This window comes from Isoptericola sp. NPDC019482 (genome assembly GCF_040632295.1).
In the GTDB taxonomy this organism is placed as follows: domain Bacteria; phylum Actinomycetota; class Actinomycetes; order Actinomycetales; family Cellulomonadaceae; genus Isoptericola.
On the sequence record NZ_JBEYBQ010000045.1, the window covers coordinates 1 to 21,153 of the forward strand.

The 21,153-nt window shown below is 74.1% G+C and carries 18 protein-coding genes; 7 read left to right on the top strand and 11 right to left on the bottom strand.

Translation table 11 applies throughout. From position 1 onward, the window contains the following. Positions 1 to 95 precede the first annotated feature (95 nt). Positions 96 to 2,027 (bottom strand): phosphoenolpyruvate carboxykinase (GTP), encoded by a 1,932-nt coding sequence (locus ABZ493_RS19740; protein ID WP_430583833.1) that lies wholly within the window; start codon positions 2,025 to 2,027, stop codon positions 96 to 98. A gap of 129 nt (positions 2,028 to 2,156) precedes the next feature. Here ABZ493_RS19740 and ABZ493_RS19745 point away from each other — a divergent pair, with 129 nt between their 5' ends. Then, positions 2,157 to 3,638 (top strand): helix-turn-helix domain-containing protein, encoded by a 1,482-nt coding sequence (locus ABZ493_RS19745; RefSeq protein WP_430583834.1) that lies wholly within the window; start codon positions 2,157 to 2,159, stop codon positions 3,636 to 3,638. 13 nt (positions 3,639 to 3,651) lie between these two features. On the opposite strand, the gene ABZ493_RS19750 is transcribed toward ABZ493_RS19745, so the two are convergent. Beyond that, entirely contained in the window at positions 3,652 to 4,131 is a 480-nt protein-coding gene (locus tag ABZ493_RS19750; RefSeq protein WP_430583835.1) for a CGNR zinc finger domain-containing protein, read from the bottom strand. Between the two features lie 91 nt (positions 4,132 to 4,222). Between ABZ493_RS19750 and ABZ493_RS19755 the strand changes: the two genes are divergently transcribed. After that, positions 4,223 to 5,089 carry an alpha/beta hydrolase gene (locus ABZ493_RS19755; protein WP_430583836.1) on the top strand — a complete coding sequence of 289 codons (867 nt, stop codon included), beginning with the start codon at positions 4,223 to 4,225 and terminating at the stop codon, positions 5,087 to 5,089. A gap of 24 nt (positions 5,090 to 5,113) precedes the next feature. Here ABZ493_RS19755 and ABZ493_RS19760 read toward each other — a convergent pair whose 3' ends face one another. The 3 genes from ABZ493_RS19760 to ABZ493_RS19770 all read right to left on the bottom strand — a co-directional run bounded on the left by ABZ493_RS19760 (position 5,114) and on the right by ABZ493_RS19770 (position 9,326). After that, positions 5,114 to 6,436 (bottom strand): hemolysin family protein, encoded by a 1,323-nt coding sequence (locus ABZ493_RS19760; RefSeq protein ID WP_430583837.1) that lies wholly within the window; start codon positions 6,434 to 6,436, stop codon positions 5,114 to 5,116. A gap of 136 nt (positions 6,437 to 6,572) precedes the next feature. Continuing rightward, positions 6,573 to 7,364, bottom strand: a complete 792-nt coding sequence (locus ABZ493_RS19765; protein ID WP_430583838.1) for an ATP-binding cassette domain-containing protein — start codon at positions 7,362 to 7,364, stop codon at positions 6,573 to 6,575. A 126-nt stretch (positions 7,365 to 7,490) separates the two neighbouring features. Further along, on the bottom strand, positions 7,491 to 9,326 hold the full coding sequence (locus ABZ493_RS19770; RefSeq protein WP_430583839.1) for an FAD-dependent monooxygenase: 1,836 nt from the start codon (positions 9,324 to 9,326) through the stop codon (positions 7,491 to 7,493). A 117-nt stretch (positions 9,327 to 9,443) separates the two neighbouring features. Between ABZ493_RS19770 and ABZ493_RS19775 the strand changes: the two genes are divergently transcribed. Continuing rightward, the gene (locus ABZ493_RS19775; protein WP_430583840.1) at positions 9,444 to 9,824 is read left to right on the top strand and encodes a nuclear transport factor 2 family protein; all 381 of its coding nucleotides are present in this window, start codon (positions 9,444 to 9,446) and stop codon (positions 9,822 to 9,824) included. A 28-nt stretch (positions 9,825 to 9,852) separates the two neighbouring features. Here ABZ493_RS19775 and ABZ493_RS19780 read toward each other — a convergent pair whose 3' ends face one another. From ABZ493_RS19780 to ABZ493_RS19795, 4 genes are all read right to left on the bottom strand, one after another. Further along, positions 9,853 to 11,160 (bottom strand): alpha/beta fold hydrolase, encoded by a 1,308-nt coding sequence (locus ABZ493_RS19780; protein WP_430583841.1) that lies wholly within the window; start codon positions 11,158 to 11,160, stop codon positions 9,853 to 9,855. Positions 11,161 to 11,380: 220 nt separating this feature from the next. Beyond that, the gene (glpK, locus tag ABZ493_RS19785) at positions 11,381 to 12,895 is read right to left on the bottom strand and encodes a glycerol kinase GlpK (protein WP_430583842.1); all 1,515 of its coding nucleotides are present in this window, start codon (positions 12,893 to 12,895) and stop codon (positions 11,381 to 11,383) included. Positions 12,896 to 12,969: 74 nt separating this feature from the next. Further along, positions 12,970 to 13,731, bottom strand: coding sequence for an MIP/aquaporin family protein (locus ABZ493_RS19790; protein WP_430583843.1), 762 nt, complete (start codon positions 13,729 to 13,731; stop codon positions 12,970 to 12,972). Positions 13,732 to 13,842: 111 nt separating this feature from the next. After that, positions 13,843 to 15,588: a glycerol-3-phosphate dehydrogenase/oxidase gene (locus ABZ493_RS19795; protein WP_430583844.1), complete on the bottom strand. Its 1,746-nt coding sequence runs from the start codon at positions 15,586 to 15,588 to the stop codon at positions 13,843 to 13,845. A 98-nt stretch (positions 15,589 to 15,686) separates the two neighbouring features. Between ABZ493_RS19795 and ABZ493_RS19800 the strand changes: the two genes are divergently transcribed. After that, complete coding sequence (locus ABZ493_RS19800; protein WP_430583845.1) at positions 15,687 to 16,640, top strand: sugar-binding domain-containing protein; 954 nt, start codon at positions 15,687 to 15,689, stop codon at positions 16,638 to 16,640. A 57-nt stretch (positions 16,641 to 16,697) separates the two neighbouring features. Beyond that, complete coding sequence (locus ABZ493_RS19805; protein ID WP_430583846.1) at positions 16,698 to 17,243, top strand: amino-acid N-acetyltransferase; 546 nt, start codon at positions 16,698 to 16,700, stop codon at positions 17,241 to 17,243. Between the two features lie 24 nt (positions 17,244 to 17,267). Here ABZ493_RS19805 and ABZ493_RS19810 read toward each other — a convergent pair whose 3' ends face one another. Further along, entirely contained in the window at positions 17,268 to 18,116 is an 849-nt protein-coding gene (locus ABZ493_RS19810; RefSeq protein WP_430583857.1) for an A/G-specific adenine glycosylase, read from the bottom strand. Between the two features lie 298 nt (positions 18,117 to 18,414). Between ABZ493_RS19810 and ABZ493_RS19815 the strand changes: the two genes are divergently transcribed. Then, positions 18,415 to 19,809 carry a hypothetical protein gene (locus ABZ493_RS19815; RefSeq protein ID WP_430583847.1) on the top strand — a complete coding sequence of 465 codons (1,395 nt, stop codon included), beginning with the start codon at positions 18,415 to 18,417 and terminating at the stop codon, positions 19,807 to 19,809. Positions 19,810 to 19,868: 59 nt separating this feature from the next. Then, positions 19,869 to 20,042 (top strand): hypothetical protein, encoded by a 174-nt coding sequence (locus tag ABZ493_RS19820; RefSeq protein ID WP_430583848.1) that lies wholly within the window; start codon positions 19,869 to 19,871, stop codon positions 20,040 to 20,042. A 21-nt stretch (positions 20,043 to 20,063) separates the two neighbouring features. Here the strand turns inward: ABZ493_RS19820 and disA are convergent, their stop codons facing one another. Beyond that, positions 20,064 to 21,149, bottom strand: coding sequence for a DNA integrity scanning diadenylate cyclase DisA (disA, locus tag ABZ493_RS19825; protein ID WP_430583849.1), 1,086 nt, complete (start codon positions 21,147 to 21,149; stop codon positions 20,064 to 20,066). Positions 21,150 to 21,153 lie beyond the last annotated feature (4 nt).

Consider the following 21,153-nt stretch of genomic DNA (forward strand, 5'->3'; position numbering starts at 1 on the left):
GGCGGCAGTTCGAACTGCCGCCCCGAACCGCAACTGCCGCACCGAAACGAGGCACGGGCCCGCCGGTGCCTCGCCGGCGGGCCCGGGTCTGTGGGTCAGTCGCGTGCGCCCAGGCGGTCGCGCAGCAGGGAGAGCTGCGCCCAGAGCTGGTCGGGCACGCGGTCGCCGAAGGTCTCGAAGAACTCGCCGGTCAGCGCCGTCTCGGCGAGCCACGCCTCGGCGGGGACGTCGAGGAGGGCGGCGAGGTCGTCGTCGGACAGGTCGAGGCCGTCGGTGCGCAGCGCGCCCTCCGCGGGCAGCAGGCCGACGGGGGAGTGCACGGCGCCGGCGTCGGTGCGCAGTCCGCGCGCCCGGTCGAGCTGGGTGACGATCCACTCGACGACGCGCGAGTTCTCGCCGAACCCGGGCCACAGGAAGCTGCCGTCGGAGCCCTTGCGGAACCAGTTCACCTGGAACACCTTGGGCCGCTTGTCGGCGTCGAGCCCCTTGCCCACGGCGAGCCAGTGTGCCCAGTGGTCGGCCATGTTGTAGCCGCAGAACGGCATCATCGCGAACGGGTCACGACGCAGCTCGCCGACCGTGCCCTCCGCCGCGGCCGTGCGCTCGGAGCTGATCGTGGCGCCCATGAAGACGCCGTGGTCCCAGCTCGTCGCCTGCGTCACGAGGGGCACGTTGGTGGCGCGGCGGCCGCCGAAGACGATCGCGTCGACCGGCACGCCGGCCGGGTCCTCCCAGGTGTCCGCGATGGACGGGCACTGCGCCGCCGACACCGTGAACCGGGAGTTCGGGTGCGCGGCCGGGGTGTCGGAGCCGGGCGTCCAGTCGTTGCCCTGCCAGTCGATGAGGTGCGCCGGCGGCTCGGCGGTGAGGCCCTCCCACCACACGTCGCCGTCGTCGGTCAGCGCCACGTTGGTGAAGATCGCGTCGTGCGTGAAGGTCTCGACGGCGGTCGGGTTGGTCTCGACGCCCGTGCCCGGCGCGACGCCGAAGAAGCCCGCCTCGGGGTTGATGGCGCGCAGGCGGCCGTCCGGACCGGGCCGCATCCAGACGATGTCGTCGCCGAGCGTCTCGACCGTCCAGCCAGGGATGGTCGGGCGCAGCATGGCGAGGTTCGTCTTGCCGCAGGCGCTCGGGAACGCGGCGGCGAGGTGGTACTGCCGCTGCTCCGGCGACGTCACGCGGATGAGCAGCATGTGCTCGGCGAGCCAGCCCTCGTCGCGGGCCATCGCCGACGCGATGCGCAGCGCGAAGCACTTCTTGCCGAGCAGTGCGTTGCCGCCGTAGCCCGAGCCGTACGACCAGATCTCGCGCGTCTCGGGGTAGTGGACGATGTACTTCGTGTCGTTGCACGGCCACGGCACGTCGGCCTCGCCGTCCGCCAGCGGGGCGCCCACCGTGTGCACGGCCGGCACCCACTGCTGCCCGCCGTCGACGAGGTCCAGCACCTCGCGCGAGACCCGCGTCATGACGTGCATCGACACGACGACGTACGGCGAGTCGGTGATCTCGATGCCCACCTGCGAGATCGGGCCGCCCACGGGGCCCATCGAGAACGGCACCACGTACATCGTGCGGCCGCGCATCGACCCGGCGAAGACGCCGTCCAGCTCCTCGCGCATCTCGGCGGGGGCGCGCCAGTTGTTCGTCGGGCCGGCGTCCTCCTCGCGCTCCGAGCAGATGAAGGTGCGCGACTCGACGCGGGCGACGTCGGACGGGTTCGACCGGGCGAGGTAGGAGTTCGGCCGCTTCGCCTCGTCGAGCCTGATGAGCGTGCCGGCCTCGACCATCTCGTCGAGCAGGCGCTGCTTCTCCGCGGCGGACCCGTCGCACCACACGATCTCGTCGGGCTGCGTGAGCTCGGCGATCTCCCGGACCCAGGCGCGCGGGTCCCGCGGCGACGGGGCGGTGGCGCGCGACGACGCGGCGCCGGCGTGCTCCGCGGGCGCCAGGGCGCTGGGGGCCAGGACGTCCGGGGCGAGCTCGGCGATGGCGAGTCGCGTGCGGCGCGGGTTCGCGGTGAAGGTCATCGGGTGCTCCGTCCGTCGAGGCCCCGGCGTGCGCTGCCGGGTGGGCTGCCTCCAGCGTCCCTCCCCGGCGCGCCGACTTTCCAGCCGATCGGCCGTGAAGAATCGTCGATCTTCACGTACCGTCAAACCATGGCTGCGAAGGACGCCGCCGGGGCGGAATCCCCGGACCTCATCACCCTCGGACGGCGCATCCGGCACGCGCGCACCTCGCGCGGGCTGACGCTCGAGGCGCTGGGGGAGAAGGTCGGCTCGGCACCGAGCCTGCTGTCCCTCGTCGAGAACGGGCGGCGCGAGCCGCGGCTGTCGCTGCTGCGCTCCATCGCGGACGCCGTCGGCGTCGCCGTGCCCGACCTGCTCGCCGACGAGCCGCCGTCGCGCCGGGCGGAGCTGGAGATCGCCCTGGAGCGCGCGCAGCGCGGGCCGCTGTTCGGGGCGCTCGGCCTGCCGTCGGTCAAGCCCAGCCAGAAGCTCCCGATGCCGGTGCTGGAGCAGCTCGTCGGCCTGCACGGCGAGCTGTCGCGGCGCGCGGAGGAGGCCATCGCGACGCCGGAGGAGGCGCGCCGCGCCAACACGGAGCTGCGCCACGAGCGCCAGGAACGGGACAACTACCTGCCGCAGATCGAGGCGCTCGGCGAGGAGCTCACCCACCGCGCCGGGTACGCGGGGGCGGGCGCCCTCACGCACCGCACGGTGGCGCGCATGGCCGAACAGCTCGGGCTGACCCTCCTGCACGTGGACGACCTGCCGCGGTCGGCGCGGTCGGTCACGGACCTGAAGAACGGCCGGATCTACCTGCCGCCGGCGTCCATCCCGGGCGGGCACGGGCTGCGCTCGCTCGCGCTGCAGGCCATCGCGCACCGCGTGCTGGGCCACGAGCGGCCGCGCAGCTACGCCGAGTTCCTGCGCCAGCGCGTCGAGATCACGTACTTCGCGGCGAGCTGCCTCATCCCGCAGTCGGTCGCGGTGGAGTTCCTCCAGCGGCGCAAGCGCGAGAAGGACCTGGCGGTCGAGGACTTCCGCGACGCGTTCGGCGTGACGCACGAGGCCGCGGCCATGCGTCTGACCAACCTCGCCACGGTGCACCTCGGCATCCCGCTGCACTTCCTGCGTGTGGGCGACGACGGCGCCCTCTTCCGCGGGTACGCCAACGACGGCCTGCCCCTGCCGCAGGACGTGACCGGCGCGATCGAGGGGCAGCTCGTGTGCCGGTGGTGGGCCGGGCGCGAGGCGTTCACGCGCCGCGACCGCGCCACCGAGTCCTACCAGTACACCGACACCCCCGCGGGCACGTTCTGGGACTCGGTGCAGACCGGCACCGGCGCGGACGGGCGGCAGTTCTCGATCACCGTGGGCGTGCCCTACGCGCACGCCAAGTGGTTCCGCGGTCGGGACACCCAGGTGCGGCACGCCTCGACCTGCCCCGACCCGGCGTGCTGCCAGCGCCCGCCCGCCGACCTCTCCGAGCGGTGGGACGGCGTCGCCTGGCCCAGCGCCCGCATGCACCAGCAGGTGCTCGCGGCGCTGCCGCGCGGCGCGTTCCCCGGCGTCGACGACACCGACGTCTTCGCCTTCCTGCAGCGCCACGCGCCCGCCGGGGAGGGCGCGCACTGACGGCCGCGACGGGTCAGTGCGTGCGCTCGTAGTGGCGGCGCGCCTTCGCCCGGTTGCCGCAGGTCGCCATCGAGCACCACCGGGCCTGCCCGGCGCGGCTGCGGTCGAGCAGGAACAGCCGGCACTCGTCGTCGGCGCAGGGGCGCAGCCGTCCGGGCGCCCGCTGCTCGGTCTCCGCCCAGGCGAGGACGACCTCCACGGGCAGCCTCGCGTGCGGGGGCGTCTCGAGCGACCACCGGAGGCCGTCGGCCGCGGGCTCCGGGATCCGACGGACCCCGTCGAGCAGCGGGCTCAGCGCGGCGGGGACGAGCTCGCCGCGCACGATGCCGCCGAGGATGTCGCGCGCGTCGCGCAGCCGTGCGAGCTCGGCGGCGCTGCCGTCGCCCCCGTGCTCGCGCGCCCAGCGGCGCCCGGCCTCCGGGTCCGCGAGCGCGTCGTGCTCCACGCCGTCGAGCACGGGTCGGCTGTTGAGCAGGTCCAGCAGCGCGTCCATGGCTCCCTCTAACCGGATCGTTCCCGTTGACAGGTTAGCGCACCCGTGCTTGCCTGTCGCTCACCAGATCAGTCCTCCAAGGGGGTTAGGTATGAGCGCGGTCCACCACCGGACGGCCGTCGTCGACGGCCACGAGATCTTCTACCGCGAGGCGGGTCGCGCCGACGCGCCCACGATCGTGCTGCTGCACGGCTATCCCAGCAGCTCGTTCATGTTCCGCGAGCTCATCCCGCTGCTGGCCGACGACTACCACGTCGTCGCGCCGGACCACCTCGGCTTCGGCCGCTCGGCCGCTCCGGCGGCGGACGAGTTCGACTACACCTTCGACGCCCTCGCGGGGCTCACGTCGGGGCTGCTCGACCACCTCGGGCTCGACCGCTACGCCCTCTACGTGCACGACTACGGCGCGCCGGTCGGCTGGCGCCTCGCGCTCGCCCACCCCGAGCGCGTGACCGCCGTCGTCACCCAGTCGGGCAACGGCTACGACGACGGCTTCGTCGAGTCGTTCTGGGCCGACCTCTGGGCCTACGCGGCGGACCCGGGGCCGGCCACCGAGCCGGGCGTGCGTGCCGCGCTCGGCGCGGACGCCGTCCGCTGGCAGTACCTGCACGGCGTGCCCGACCCGAGCCTCGTCAGCCCGGACACCTGGGAGCACGACCTCGCGCTCCTGTCCCGCGAGGGCAACGACCGCGTCCAGCTCGCGCTCTTCCGCGACTACGCCACCAACCCCCCGCTCTACCCGCGGCTGCACGACCTGCTGCGCACCGGCACGATCCCGGTGCTCGCCGTGTGGGGCCGCCACGACGAGATCTTCGGGCCCGCCGGCGCGGAGGCCTTCGCCCGGGACGCCCCGGACGCGGAGGTGCACCTCGTGGACGGCGGCCACTTCCTGCTCGAGAGCCACCTGGACGTCGTCGCGGGGTACCTGCGGGGCTTCCTCTGGCGCGTGCTGTCGTAGCCGGGCGGCTGGTCGAGGCGGGCCTCAGTCGAGGCGGACCTCGCGGATGCGACGGTCCTCGACCGCCGTGACGCGCAGGACGTGCGCGTCGTCCCCGGCGTCGTCCCCGCCGTCGTGCAGGCCGGCGTGCTGGCCGTCGTCGCGGCCGCCGACGACGACGCTGTCGCCCTCGTCGGCGAGACGCCCGAGCCGGGCGAGGACGTAACCCGCGACGGTCTCGTACGGGCCGTCGGGCAGCTCGACGCCGGTGAGCCGGGCGAAGTCCTCGATCGTGAGCCCGGCGTCGTACGTGCCCGCCACGTGCACCGCGGCGAGCGGGTCGTGCTCGTCGCGGATGTCGCCGACGAGCTCCTCGACGAGGTCCTCCAGCGTGACGATGCCGTCCGTCCCGCCGTACTCGTCGACGACGAGCGCGAGGTGCGTGCGGGTGCGCTGCATCTCGGCGAGGGTCGGCAGCAGGCGTCCGGTCGCGGGCAGGTCGAGCACGGGTCTGGCGGCGTCGCGCACGGTGCGCCGCTCGCCGGCAGGGGCCCCCGCGCCGCGCGCGAGGTCCCGTACGTGCACGAAGCCGAGCACGTCGTCGACGTCTTCGCCGGTGACCGGGTAGCGGGAGTAGGGCAGGTCGCGCGTGCGCTCCTCGGCCTCGACGAGCGTCAGGTCCGCCCGCAGGAAGACGACGTCGCCGCGGGGCCGCATGACCTCGCCGAGGCTGCGCTCGGACGCGGCGAAGACGTCCGAGAGGATGCGCCGCTCGTCCTCGTGCAGGCCCGGGTGGGCGGCGACGAGGTCGCGCAGCTCCTGCTCCGAGATCTCCTCCGAGCGCAGGCTCGGGTCGCCGCCCAGCAGGCGCACGACGGCGTCCGTCGAGCGGGACAGCAGCCAGATGACGGGCCGCATGAGCACGGCGAAGCGGTCCAGCGGCGGGCCCACGACGAGCGCGACCTGCGCGGTGCGCTGCAGCGCGATGCGCTTCGGCACCAGCTCGCCGAGCACGAGCGACAGGTACGCGATGACGAGGGTGAGGCCGACGAGCGCCGCCGTCGCGGCGACACCCTCCGGCAGGCCGAGGGACTCGAGCGCCGGGGCGACGTCGGGCGCCAGCGTGGACGCGCCGTACGCCGCCGAGAAGAAGCCCGCCACGGTGACGCCGATCTGCACGGCGGCGAGGAAGCGGTTCGGGTCGCGGGCGATGCCGGCCACGCGCCGGCCGCGCGGTCCGCTGCGCTCGAGCTGGTCGATCTGCGTGCCCCGCAGCGAGACGAGGGCGAACTCCGTCCCGGCGAACACGCCGCCCAGGAGCACGAAGAGCAGGACGAGCGCGATGTTCCACCAGGTGTCGGCGTCCACCGGGATCCTCTCGGTCGGTCGTCGGCCGAGGCGCCGACGGTCGCCCCGGTGTCGTCACCCGGTGAACGCGCCGCGGCGCGGCCCGGTTCCGTCCCGGACGTGCCGTCGGGGACCGGGCGGCGCCGGAGGGATCAGGTCAGCGGAAGCGCTGCGCCGCCAGGGGCGCGGCCTCGGCGAGGCCGCGCACGGCGGGGTGCGCGTCGTCGTCGGAGCCGGCGGCCAGGACGTCGCCCATCGCGCCGGAGGCGACGAACGTGCCGTCCGCGAGCACGTGCACAGTCGAGCACAGCCGGCCGACCAGCTCGACGTCGTGCGAGACCAGCAGCACGGCGGTGCCCTCGGCACGGGTGGCGTCGGTGAGGCGGCGCACGATCTCGCCGCGCATCGCCGGGTCGACGGCGGTGAGCGGCTCGTCGAGCAGCAGCGCCTGCGGGCGGGTGGCCAGGGCGAGCGCGAGCGCGAGCCGCTGCTTCTCGCCGCCCGAGAGGGAGTAGACGGCGCGCCTGGCGAGCTGCGGCTCGAGGGCGACGTCGTCCAGCAGGTCCGCCACGGTGCGGCCGCTCGCGCGGCCGGCCTTGCGGGCGTCGGACAGGGCGCCCGAGACGGCGCGCTCGACCGTCCAGCGCGGGTCGACGTCGAGCCCGTTCTGCGCGACCGTGCGCACCGCCGCGCGGAACTTCTTCTTGTCGCGCCGCCCGAGCTTGGCGACCGTGCGGCCCTCGAACGTCACGTGCCCCTCGCGGATGCGCAGCTGCCCCAGCAGCGCCTGCACCAGCGTCGACTTGCCGGCACCCGACTCGCCGACGACGCCCACCGGCTCCGCACCGGGCAGCAGCTCCAGGTCGATCCCGTCCAGGATCGCGGGGCCGCCGTAGCCGACCACGAGGTCGGTCGCGCGCAGGATCGGGGCGGGGGAGGACGAGCTCATGCGGGTGTCACCTTCTGTGTGCGTGCGCCGGACGACGGGGCCGGCCCGCTAGTCGGACGAACGACGGTACCCCGCGGTTCCCGCCGCCCTCGACGGCCGAGGGCGGCGGGACGGCTCGCGGTCAGGTCACACGCCGGCCAGCACCGCCGCGGCGGCCGGCTCGTCCGGCGTCGCGGCGGGGCCGCGGCCGAGCACGGCGGACAGGGCGTCCGCGAGCCACTCCCGCGCCTCCGCCGCCGTGGCGGGCGCGCTCGCCCGGCGGGCGGCGACGTGCAGGTCCGGTCGGACCAGGAGCACGCCGGAGTCCTCGATCTCTCGCAGGTCCGCCCACGTCCCGTAGGGGTCCTCGACGTGCCGGCCGGGGCCGATCGCGACGGTCGTGAGGTCGAGCCCGAGCTCCTCGCCCAGCTCCCGCGCCGCCTCGACCCACGCCTCGCCGCCGATCCCGGTGACGACGGCGAACCGCCCCTGCCCGACGAGGTCGAGCGTCGAGGTCCGGGCGCCGTCGACGGTCACCCAGGTGTGCGGGACCCGGGCGCCCGGCCACGTGGTGGGCTGGGCGTAGAGCTCGGGGTCGAGCGCGAACTCCGGCTCCGGCGTGCCGTCCGGCAGGACCGCGCCCGAGGCGTACCGGTGGTTGTGCTCCACCCCGTGCGCGTCGAACTCGTACTGCTTGAAGGCGATCGCCTCGCGCAGGGCGGCGCGCACCCGCTCTCCGTCCGCGCCCGGCGCCTTGCGGAGCTCCAGCTGGGCCTCGAGCCGCGCGGGGTCGCTCGTGTCCTCGAGCTCCAGCGCGGCCAGGATGCGCCCCGTGTCGGCGATGCTCTGGTTGGCGCGCTCGACGATCTGCCGTGCGACCGGGGCCCGCTCGGCGTCGTAGGAGTCCAGCAGCGCCGGGTCCGCCGTCCCGGCGACGACGTGGGCGAGCTTCCAGGCGAGGTTGTAGGAGTCCTGGATCGACGTGTTGGAGCCCAGGCCGTTCGTCGGAGGGTGCCGGTGGACGGCGTCGCCCACGCAGAAGACGCGTCCCTTCGCCAGGGTCGTGGCGTAGTGGTGGTTCACGGTCCACGGGGACGCGGACTTCACGCGCATCTCGAAGTCGTCGGTGCCCACGAGGTTCACGGCGAGCTCGCGCACGAACTCGTCGGTGAGCTCCGGCGGCCCGGCGGCGACCTCGTAGCCCCACATGACCATCCACTCGGTCCAGGGCTTGATCATGCGCAGCACGCCCAGCCCCACGCCCTCGCGCTCCGCTCCCGGCTGCAGCATCCAGTAGAGGACCGAGGGCCGGTGGGCCACGAAGCGGGAGAGGTCCGCCTCGAACACGATGCTCAGGGACCCGCCGACGGCACCAGGCCCCTCGTAGGGCAGGCCCAGGCGCTCCGCCACCCTGCTCCGGGCACCGTCGGCACCGACGAGGTAGCGCGAGCGCACCCGGTAGGTCGCGCCGGTGAGCCGGTCGCGGACGGTGGTCGTGACGCCCTCGGCGTCCTGCACGTGGTCGACGTACTCGGTGTCGAAGCGCACGGTGGCCCCGCGCTCCTGCGCCGCCTGCACGAGGATCGGCTCGGTGATCGTCTGCGGGGCGTCGACCATCGGGCACGGGCTCTGCAGCTCGTACCGGGCGCGCCGCGCCGTGTCGGTGCCCCAGGAGGGGATGCGCCCGAGCTCCTCGCCCGCCAGGCTCGTGCAGAACGTCGTGTTGCCCATCGAGTCCCACGGCGTGGCCTCGCGCAGCAGCGCGTCCTCGAGCCCCATGTCGCGCAGGGCCTCCATCGTGCGCTGGTTGGTGATGTGCGCGCGGGGGCTGTCGGCGAGGCGGCCGTACTTGGTCGCCACCATCACCCGCGTGCCGTACGTCGCGAGGAAGAGGGCTGCCGAGGCGCCCGCGGGCCCGGTACCGACGACGAGGACGTCGGTCTCGAGCACGGGGAGGTCGGGGGCGGGGGAGTCGTGGGACATCGCGATCAGCTCCTGGTCGTGAGGGTTTCGACGCCCCGCACGGTAGCGAGAACCGGCCCTCACCTGCAGCGACGTCCCGAAAGGGTGTGGCGCGCCGTCCGCCGTCATACTGCACGGGTGGTGGACCGGGAGTCGGTACGGAACTGGGTCGCGGGGTACGAGCGGGCGTGGCGAGAGAGCGACGCCGACGCCGTCGCGCGCCTGTTCACGCCGGACGCGCGGTACGCGCGCTCGCCCTACGACCCCGAGGAGCTCGTGGGCCACGACGCGATCCGCGGGTTCTGGACCGTCGACCAGGACGCGGCGTTCACGATGGCGGCCGAGCCGCTCGCCGTGGAGGGCGACGTCGCCGTCGTCCGGGTCGCTGTGGGCTACACCGCGCCCCGGGAGCAGGAGTACCGCGACCTGTGGGTGCTGCGCTTCGCCCCCGACGGTCGCGTCGCGGACTTCGAGGAGTGGGCGTACTGGCCCGGGAAGGACTGGACGGCGGCGACCTGAGAGGTACGCCGCCGCCCGGCCGGCAGGGTCACGACCGCGCGCCCCCGCGGGCGTCCATGCGTGCCACGAGCTTGGGGAAGACGTCGCCCAGGCGCAGGCCGTCGTGCTCGAACTCGTTGGTCACCCAGGCGCGGGCGTTCCCGACGTGCGCGGCCGTGGCCAGGGAGAGCCCGGCGTCCACGAACATGTCGTCGTGGTAGACGGCGGCCTCGAGCGGCGCCTCGTTGCGGGCGAGGACGTCGAGGTCGTACAGGTCGTCCCAGCCGGCGCGTGCCGCCAGCGCCTCGGCGGCGGCGCGGAACGGGCGCAGCGACGCGAGCTGCTCGAACATCCAGGGGTAGATCATCTCGCCCGTGAACAGCAGCGGGCGGGCGTCGGTGCCGAACGACGCGTCGTCGTCGCGCACCCGCTGGGCCGCCCACGCCGTGGCGCCCGTGCCGGACTGCGCGTAGATCGACTCGTGCAGGACGGCGTACATCGGGTTGGTGGCGAAGCCCGTGGCGGCCTCCACCTCGGCGAGGAAGGTGTCGGTCAGCTCGTCCGGCGCGGCCTCGTCGAAGGCCTCGTCCACGATCCAGTGCACGCGCTCGAAGCCGGGGCCCATGCCGAACGCCATGCCGAGCGTCTGGAACCGCTCGACCGTGAGCACGTCGCCGCCGGGCAGGCGCACGTCGCCTGCGGCCAGCCGGTCGGCGATGCGCGCCACGCGCTCGACGTCGTCGGGGTACCGCTCGCGGTAGAGCGCGTTCTTGTCGGCGACTCGCGGCTGGGTGCGCCGGTACACGTCCTCGGCGCTCGCGGTGAGGCCCGCGAGGCCGCCCGTGACGTACGACGCGGCTACGCCCTCCGGCGCCTGGGACAGGTACGTGAGCGTGAGGAAGCCCCCGTACGACTGGCCGAGCGTCGACCAGCGCCGGCCGCCGTACACGGTCTTCCGCACGTGCTCGGCGTCGGCGACGATCGAGTCGGCGCGGAAGTGCGTGAGGTGCTCGGCCTGGGCCTCGGCGGACCCGAGGGCGGTGAGCTCGGCGGCCCGCACCGCCGTCGAGCGCCCGGTGCCGCGCTGGTCGAGCAGCACCACCCGGAACCGCTTCAGCGCCTCGCCGACCCAGCCGTCCGGGCCGGTGGGACGCGGGCCCTTGCCGCCCGGCCCGCCCTGCAGGAAGACGAGCAGCGGCAGGTCGTCGCCCCGCCTGGTCGGGTCGACGAGCTCGCGCACGAAGACCGAGAGCGTGCGCCCGTCGTCAGGGTGCGACCAGTCCAGCGGCACCGTGAGGGTGCGGTCGGTGACGTGGACGCCGGGGATCGTGTACTCGCGCAGGGACGTGGTGCTCACGAGAGCAAGGGTAGGCGGGCATCTCACGGGCCACGGCCACCCGCGAGCGGCACACAGCACCCGCCCCCCGACCCCACCACGCGCAGAGGCCGAACGCAGAGCTGAGGGGACGGCATCGCTTCGCCCGGACGTCTCCCTCCCGAAGTGGAGGGCGCCCTGGCGCCCGTGAACGCGTCCGGGCGAAGCGATGCCGTCCCCTCAGCGACGGCGAGCCGAAGGGCTACTGCACGTCAGCGTCAACCCAGTCGAACGTCTTCGTGACCGCCTTCTTCCACGACCGGTAGAGCCGCTCGCGCTCGTCCTCGGCCATGGCCGGCGACCAGCGCTTGTCCTCGGCCCAGTTGGCGGTGACATCCTCCTCGCCCTTCCAGAACCCGACGGCGATGCCGGCGGCGTAGGCGGCGCCGAGCGCCGTCGTCTCGGCGACCTTGGGCCGCACGACGTCGACGCCGAGCTGGTCGGCCTGGAACTGCATGAGCAGCTCGTTCTGGACCATGCCGCCGTCGACCTTGAGCTCGGTGAGGTCGACGCCGGAGTCCTTCTTCATGGCGTCGACGACCTCGCGGGTCTGGAACGCCACGGCCTCCAGCGCCGCGCGGGCGATGTGGTTGCGGTTGACGTACCGGGTGAGGCCGACGAGCGCGCCGCGGGCGTCGGGCCGCCAGTACGGGGCGAACAGGCCGGAGAACGCGGGCACGAAGTAGGCGCCGCCGTTGTCCTCGACCTTGCGGGCCAGCCACTCGACGTCGGGGGCGTCCTCGAACATGCCGAGGTTGTCCCGCAGCCACTGGATGAGGGAGCCGGTGACGGCGATGGAGCCCTCGAGGGCGTACACCTGGGGGGCGTCGCCGATCTTGTAGCAGACGGTGGTGAGCAGGCCGTTCTTGCTCGGCACCTTCTCCGTGCCCGTGTTGAGGAGCATGAAGTTGCCGGTGCCGTAGGTGTTCTTCGCGGTGCCGGTCTCGAAGCACGCCTGGCCGAACGTGGCGGCCTGCTGGTCGCCGAGGATGCCGGCGATCGGCACGCCGGGCACGAGGCCGCGGGGGCGGCCCTGCCCGTACACCTCTGAGGAGGAGCGGATCTCGGGCAGCATCGACAGGGGGATGCCCATGTCCGCGGCGATGTCCTCGCGCCAGCTCAGCGTGTCGAGGTCCATGAGCATGGTGCGCGACGCGTTGGTGACGTCGGTGACGTGCACGCCGCCGTCGGGCCCGCCGGTCATGTTCCACAGCACCCAGGTGTCGGTGTTGCCGAACAGCAGGTCGCCCTTCTCGGCGGCCTCGCGCGCGCCCTCGACGTTGTCGAGGATCCACTTGACCTTGGGGCCGGAGAAGTAGGTCGCCAGCGGCAGGCCGACGATCGACTTGTACTTGTCGGCGCCCTCGGAGCCGCCGAGCTCGTCGACGATCGCCTGCGTGCGGGTGTCCTGCCACACGATCGCGTTGTACACGGGCTTGCCGGTGTTCTTGTCCCACACGACGGCGGTCTCGCGCTGGTTGGTGATGCCGATGGCGGCGAGGTCGGTGTGCGCCAGGTTGCCGCGCGTGAGCGCCAGCCCGACGACCTCGCGCACGTTGCTCCAGATCTGCTCGGCGTTGTGCTCGACCCAGCCCGCCTTGGGGAAGATCTGGTCGTGCTCGAGCTGGCCGGTGGAGACGATCCGGCCGGAGTGGTCGAAGACGATGGCACGCGAGCTCGTCGTGCCCTGGTCGATGGCGAGGACGTAGTCAGCCATGGGGGTTGCCCTTCACGTCGGTGTGGGTGGTGCGGGGTGCCGGCCGGGCCGGGCGGCCCGGCCGGCGGGGTGGGTCAGGAGTACGCGGCGCCGAGGAGGCCGGCGAGCACGCCGCCGACGAGCGGGCCGGCGACGGGCACCCAGGAGTACGCCCAGTCGCTGGAGCCCTTGCCCTTGATGGGCAGGAGGGCGTGCGCGATGCGCGGCCCGAGGTCGCGGGCGGGGTTGATGGCGTACCCCGTCGGGCCACCGAGGCTGGCGCCGATGCCGACCACGATGAGCGCGACGGCGAGCGGCCCGAGCCCGGACGGCGACTTGCCCGAGACGACGACGAAGAACACCAGCACGAAGGTCGCCAGGACCTCGGTGATGAAGTTCCAGCCGTAGGAACGCAGCTCGGGTCCGGTGGAGAACACCGCCAGCTTGGTGGCGGCGGGGGCCTCCTGGTCGAAGTGCTTCTTGTACGCGAGGTACGCGAGCACCGCGCCGATGATCGCGCCGATCATCTCCGCTGCGAAGTAGATGAACATGTTGCCCACGGTCGGCTCGATCGTGGCGGTGACCCGCCCCTCGGGCCCGGTGAGCGTCGCGAACGGCATGTCCGCCGTGTAGAGCCCGATCGTCACGGCCGGGTTCAGGTGCGCGCCCGACTTGTACGCGGTGAAGACGCCCGCGAAGACCGCGAGGCCCCACCCGAAGTTGATGAGCAGCCAGCCGCCGTCGAACCCCTTGGTTCTCGGGAGCACCACGTTGGCGACGACGCCGGCGCCCAGCAGGATCAGCGTCGCGGTACCGAGGATCTCGGACCAGAACGCCTGCATGATCAATGAGTCCATCGTCGGATCTCTTTCTCTTGAGGGACCACGTTGTCCTCCCCGGGTCGGAGAGAGCCCCGCGACGGGCGGAGCCCTGCGGGAGGTCCGGCCGGACGCCCGGCCGGGGTCGGATCAGCCCCGCAGGGGCTGCATGGCGGCGACGTCCGGGGCACGGAGGCGTGCGGCCTCCGCACTGGAGTCGTCGGGCTCGTGCTCCGCCGCGTCCTCGGCCTGGGCGCGGGCGGTGTAGGCGTCGATCTCGGCCTGCCTGGTCGCGTCGTCCCAGCCGAGCAGCGGCGCGACGACGTCGGCGATCTCGGGGAGGGCCGCCAGGCCGCGGTCCGTGACCTCGTAGACGAGGCGGGTGCGGTGCAGCAGGAGGTCCTCGAGGTGCAGCGCGCCCTCGTGGCTGACGCCGTAGTGGATCTCGGCGCGCAGGTACGCGGGGGCGTGCTCGAGCGGGCGGGCGAGGGACGGGTCCTGCTCGCACAGCTCGACGAGCTCGCGCAGCGAGGAGCCGTAGCGGTGCAGCAGGTGGTCCACCATCTGCGGCTTCCAGCCGAAGCGGGCCGCCCAGGTGCGCGCCAGGCGTCGCGTGGCCTGGAGGCCGACGGCGCCCAGCAGCGGGATCTGGTGCGTGATCGACGGCAGCGCGGCGGCGCGCTGGCCGATGGCGAAGTCCACGGCGTCCTTCGCCATGACGCGGTAGGTCGTGAGCTTGCCGCCGGCGATGACGGTGAGGCCGGGCACCGGGCTCGCGACGGTGTGCTCGCGCGACACCTTGGCGGAGCTGGTGCCCTCCTTGGTGCCGGGCTGCAGCAGCGGGCGCAGGCCTGCGTAGGTGCCGATGATGTCGTCGCGGGACAGCGGGTGGGCCAGCACCGCGTTGGCGTGGTCCAGCACGTAGTCGATGTCCTGCGCGGTGGCGACCGGGTGCGTGGGGTCCTGCGTCCAGGGGGTGTCGGTGGTGCCGACCACCCAGTAGCGGGACCACGGGATGACGAACAGCACCGACTTCTCGGTCTGCAGGATCAGCCCGACGGAGCCCTTGATGCGCTCGCGCGGGACGACGATGTGCACGCCCTTGGAGGCCAGCACCCGCAGGCCGCCGGTGTCGCCGGCCAGCGCCTCGGTGTCCTCCGTCCAGACGCCGGTGGCGTTGATGACGTGGCGGGCGCGGACGTGGATCTCCTCGCCGCTCTCGAGGTCCACCAGGACGGCGCCGTTGACCGCGCCCGTGGCGCCCTTGGTCAGCGCGACGACCTGGGTGCGTGCCGCGGCGTGGGCGCCGTAGCTCACCGCCGTGCGCACGAGGGTGGACACCAGGCGGGCGTCGTCGACGGACGCGTCCCAGTACTGCACGGCGCCGATGGCGGCGTCGTGCGCGAGGTCGGGGAACTTGCTCTCCATCCGCCGGCGGCTGAGGTGGCGGTGCAGCGGCATGGCGCGGCGTCCCGGGGCCAGGGAGGCGAGCGTGTCGTAGAGCGCGATGCCGGCGCCGACGTACGCGCGCTCCCACACCCGGTGCTCCAGCGGGTACAGGAACGGCACCGGCTTGACGAGGTGGGGCGCGATGTCCTTGAGCAGGAGGTCGCGCTCGGTGAGCGCCTCCTTGACGAGGTGGAAGTCGAGCATCTGCAGGTAGCGGAGCCCGCCGTGCACCAGCTTGCTGCTGCGGCTGGAGGTGCCCGACGCCCAGTCCTGCGCCTCGACGATCGCGGTCGACAGGCCGCGGGTGGCGGCGTCGAGCGCGATGCCGGCGCCGGTGACCCCGCCGCCGACGACGAGCACGTCGAGCTCGCCGCTCGGGGTCTGTGAGCCCTTGAGCGCGGCGAGGGCCTGGGAGCGTGACTCGGCGGTGAGCCGGGTGGAGGCCATCGTGGTTCCTTCCGATCGGACGACGCTCCCAGGTCAGCACCGCCAGCACGTCCGCGCAACCTGGGTGCACAAACGTGCAGAGGAGGCATGCTGGAGGCATGGCGAGCTACCGGGAACGCGACGTGGTCATGGCCGCGACCATGTACTACCTGCAGGACATGAAGATGGAGACGATCGCGCGGCACCTGCGCACGTCCCGGTCCACCGTCTCGCGGCTGATCAAGCGCGCGCGGGACACCGGCGTCGTCGAGATCACGCTGCGTCCCGGCCCGTCCCGGGCGCCCGGCCTCGGCCAGGAGATCGCCGAACGGCACGGCATCGACGCGTACGTGGTGCCGGTCTCGGACTCCGCCACCGACGACGACCGGCTGCAGCAGGTGTCCATCACCACCGCGCGGCTCCTGGCGCGCTGGTTCGACTCCGACATGGTGCTCGGCGTGGCCTGGGGCACCACCCTCGCGGCGATCACCGAGCACCTGCCGCACAAGCCGACCCGCGGGTCCGCCGTCGTGCAGCTCAACGGCGCCGCCAACACCCGCACCTCGGGGATGAGCTACGCGGGCGACCTGATCTCGGGGTTCGGCACGGCCTTCGACGCGTCCGTCCACTACTTCCCGGTGCCCGCGTTCTTCGACTTCGCCGCGACCAAGGCCGCGATGTGGCGCGAGCGCTCCGTGCGTCGCGTGCTCGACGTCCAGGGCCGCGCCGACATCGCCCTGTTCTCCGTGGGGGCCCTCACCGGGGGCGTGCCCTCGCACGTGTACTCGGCCGGCTACCTCGACCCCGACGACGTCGCCGTGCTGGACGCGGAGGGCGTCGTGGGCGACGTCTGCACCGTCTTCGTGCGCGCCGACGGCACCTACCGCGACATCCCCCTCAACGCGCGCGCGACCGGCCCCGCACCCGCCGAGCTCCGGCGCATCCCGCGGCGGCTGTGCGCCGTCGCGGGCGGCAACAAGGTGGCGCCCCTGCGGGCGGCGCTCGCGGCCGGCGTCGTCACCGACCTCGTGATCGACGAGGTCACGGCCGCCGCGCTCGTGGAGGAAGCGTGAACGTCCGTGCACCGGGACGCGCGCGCCGCGCGGGGATCCCGCTCGTAGAGTGACGGCGTGCTTCCGGAACCGCCCGCGGACCGCCGGGCCCAGGACCACGGCGCGTCGTTCGCCGTCCGCTCCGCGATGCCGGCCGACATGCGGGCGGTGCGCCGCCTCGTCGAGCCGTACGCCGAGCGGCGCATCCTCCTGGCCAAGGAGATGGTCGGCTACTACGAGGCCGTGCAGGAGTTCCTCGTGGCCGCGGACGTCGACGGGGGCGTCGTGGGGTGCGGGGCGCTGCACGTCATGTGGGACGACCTCGCGGAGGTGCGCACCCTCGCCGCCGACCCGGCGTGGCGGGGCCGCGGCGTCGGGCACGCGCTCGTCGAGGGCCTCGTCGACAGAGCGCGCCGCCTCGGGCTGCGCCGCGTGTTCTGCCTGACGTTCGAAGTGGGTTTCTTCCGCACGCACGGCTTCCGCGAGATCGACGGCACGCCCGTCGACGCCGAGGTGTACACCGAGCTGCTGCGCTCCCACGACGACGGCGTCGCCGAGTTCCTGGACCTCGCGCGCGTGAAGCCCAACACGCTCGGCAACACCCGGATGCTCCTGGAGCTCTGACCTGCACGCGCCCACAGCGTGGCACTAGACGGGCAGGTGGTAGCGCCCGGCGTCGTCCTGCTCGACGAGCCCGTCCTCGACCAGTCCGCCGAGGCAGCGGTCGACCTGCGCCTGGTCGGGGCCGGAGTCGGCGAGCAGCGCGCGGGGCACGGGCTCGACGGCGGCGCGCAGCGCGGCCATGACGCGGCCACGCACCTGGCGGTCGGTGCCGTGCCAGGCCTGGGTCCGACGGCGGTGGGCGTGCGCGTCGGGCGGGTGGCCGGCGGCGCGCCACGCGCACAGGGCCGCGACGGGACAGGCGCCGCAGCGCGGCGCCCGGGCGGTGCACACGACCGCGCCGAGCTCCATCGACGCGGCCGCCCAGCGCGCGGCGGTCGCGTCGTCGTCGGGCACGACGCCCGCGGCGAGGTCGCGTTCCGCGGCCGTGGGGGAGGGTGCGCCGAGCGCGGTGCCGCCCAGCGTGCGGGCCAGGACGCGGCGCACGTTGGTGTCGACGACGACGGACCGGCGCCCGAACGCGAACGCCCGCACCGCCGCCGCGGTGTACTCGCCGATGCCGGGCAGGGCCCGCAGCGCCTCCTCGTCGTCGGGGACGGCGCCGTCGTGCCGCTCGACGATCGCGGCCGCGCACTGCTGCAGGCGCAGCGCACGCCGCGGGTAGCCGAGCCGGTCCCACGCCCGCAGCACGTCGGCCGTGGGCGCCGCGGCGAGGTCCGCGGGCGTCGGCCAGCGCTCGAGCCAGGCACGCCACACGGGCTCGACCCGCACGACCGGCGTCTGCTGCAGCATCACCTCGCTGACGAGCACACCCCAGGGCGTGCGGTCCGGGCGCCGCCACGGCAGGTCGCGCGCGGCGTCGTCGAACCATGCCACCGTGCGCGCGACGAGCGCGTCCGGGGTGTCCGGCGCGGACGGCGTCGAGCGGGACGGGGCGGGGACGACGGGCACGGCGTCCATTCTCACCCACGAGTTGTCAGGGCCACGGCGGCGTATACCCCGCTGTGAGGCTGACAACTCGGCGGGCGCGCGACCTGTCAGAGCCACGGCCGGGTATACCCCGCTGTGAGCCTGACAACTCGCGGGTGGGGGCGACCGCGGCGCGGCTCCGATGCAGGTGGGGGCGCGCGTCGTACGGTGGCGCCGCGGCACGATCGAGACGGAGGGATGGCCCGTGGCACGTGCGGACGACGGGCGTCGAGGTGCCGGCACCTCGCGCGGCTCCGGCGCGCGCTCCGGCGCCGGGCGGACCGGCTCCGCGGGCACGGGGCGGTCCTCCGGCGGGACGCGCAGGACGACGTCGGGCGGCGCCCAGGGTGCCTCGAAGGGCACGTCCAGGAACACACCGAAGAGCGCTCCGAAGAGCACCGGGAAGGGCGCCCCGAAGGGCACCGGCCGGGCCGCCCCGAAGGGCTCCGCGTCGGGCGCGGCACGGAGCGGCGCGACGACGTCCGGTCGCTCGTCCGGCAGCAGCTCGGGCGCCCGGTCGTCCGGCGCGCGTGGCTCGACGTCGCGGTCCACGGGCACCCGTTCCTCGACGTCGCGCTCGTCGGGCTCGCGCGCGACGTCGTCGCGGCAGTCGGGATCGCGGGCGTCGTCGTCGCGCACGCAGGGCGCCCGCCGAGGCGACCGCCGCGTCGCCACCGCGTCGCAGCTGGTGGCCCCGGGCGGGTCGCGCGCGGGCTCGCGCTCGGCGTCGTCCCGCCGGACGACGAGCACCCGGTCGCGGAGGCCGGCGCCGCGTCGCGGCCGCCGTTCGCTCGTCGTCTCGATGCTGGTCGTCGTGCTGCTGTGCGCAGTGGGCGTGGCGGGCGGCTACGGCGTGGGACACGTGGTCGACGGCGCGCGGGGCCTGCTCGCCGGCCCGGAGAGCCTCCCTGCCGACAAGGTCGCCGCCCCCGAGCCGCTCGACGTCGGCGGGCCCGCCACCACGTGCAAGGCCGACGCCGTCGAGCTGCGGTTGTCGTCGAGCGCGACGACGGTGACGGAGGGCTCCCCGATGTCGTTCATGGTGCGCGTGACGAACGTGGGCCGCGTGCCCTGCCTGTTCGACGGCGCCGCCGCCAACCGCGCGGTGACGATCACCGACGACACCGGCAAGGAGAAGGTCTGGTCGTCCGCGGAGTGCTCCGACGGGTCACGACCGCTGCTGCTCGGCCCCGAGGGCGTCGACGCGGGCGAGGTGCACTGGAAGTCCGTCCAGGGCTGTGCGAAGAAGGCGCCGGTCGTCGGGGCGGGCACGTACCAGGCCACCGCGTCGCTGGAGGACGTGCCGGGCGCCACCAGCGAGCCCGTGACGTTCACGGTCGCGGCGAAGGCGACGCCGAGGACCACCCCGTCGCCGGGCGACGAGGCCACGGCGTCGGGCGACGAGGCGAAGGATGCGGAGGGCGTCGCGACCGACGACGCGGCGCAGGACGAGGCTGCGAAGGACGACGGGTCGTCCGGTGACGACAAGGGTGCCCAGGCCGACGACAAGGGCGACAAGGGCGACGACGCGAAGGCCGACGCCGCGGGCCGCGCCGCCGACCGCCGCGCCGCCGCGGACGAGACGGCCGCGACGGGGTGACCGTCCCGAGGCCGCGGACGCCTCCGCGCGGCGCACCCGATCTTGCGTAGCGTGCCGGGGTGCCCGAGCCCGTCCGTCCCGGCGACGTCCCGGACCTGACCGACTTCCTGCGCGGGGCCGACCTCACGGTGGCGGGCCTGGACGCGCCGGCGGTGCGGGTGTGGGCCCGCCTGTTCCGGCAGACCGGTCAGCTGGAGCGGGAGGTCGCGTGGAGCCTGGCGCTGACGGAGTGACCGCTCAGCGCCCGGCCGGTGTCAGACGTACCGCTCGAGGATGCTGGACTCGGCGAGGCGCGACAAGCCCTCGCGCACGGCGCGGGCGCGCTGCTCGCCGACGCCGTCGACGGCCATGAGGTCGTCGACGCTCGCGGCGAGGAGCTTCTGCAGGCCGCCGAAATGACCGACCAGCCGCTCGATGATGGCGGCGGGCAGGCGCGGCACCTTGGACAGCAGGCGGTACCCGTGCGGCGCGACGGCGGCGTCGAGCGCCACCCCGCCGCCGGGCAGCTCCAGGACGCGACCGATGTGTCCGAGATCGAGCAGCTGGGCGGAGTCGAGGGCGGCGAGGTCGGCATGCACCGCGGCGAGGGAGCGGCCGGTGCGGTCGAGCTCCACGTAGTCCCGCACGACGAAGTCGCGGTCGGCGCCGATGCCGCCGATGAGCTCGTCGAGCTGCAGGGCGAGGAGGCGGCCGTCGGCGCCGAGCTCGACGACGTACCCGTCGATCTCCTCGGAGATACGGCGCACCATCTCGAGGCGCTGGACGACGGAGCACACGTCGCGCACGGTGACGAGGTCCTCGATCTCCAGCGCGGACAGGGTGCCGGACACCTCGTCGAGGCGGGAGCGGTACCGCTCGAGGGTGGCGAGGGCCTGGTTGGCGCGGCCGAGGATGGTGTCCGGGTCCTCGAGCACGTGCCGGTGCGACCCGACGTAGATGGCGATGATCCGCATCGACTGGCTGACCGAGATCACGGGCAGGCCGGACTGCTTCGCCACGCGCTCCGCGGTGCGGTGGCGGGTGCCGGACTCGCTGGTCTCGATCGACGGGTCGGGCAGCAGCTGCACGGCGGCGCGGCGGATGCGGGTGGCGTCGTGGTCGAGCACGCACGCGCCGTCCATCTTCGACAGCTCGCGCAGTCGGGTGGCGGAGAACTGGACGTCCAGCTCGAAGCCGCCGGAGCACATCTGCTCCACCGTCTTGTCGAGGCCGAGCACGATGAGCGCGCCGGTGCGCCCGCGCAGGATGCGTTCCAACCCGTCGCGCAGCTCGGTGCCGGGGGCGACCGCGGCGAGGGTCTCCCTGAGCAGGGCATCGGAGTGCACGGAGGAGGGAGCCACGGGG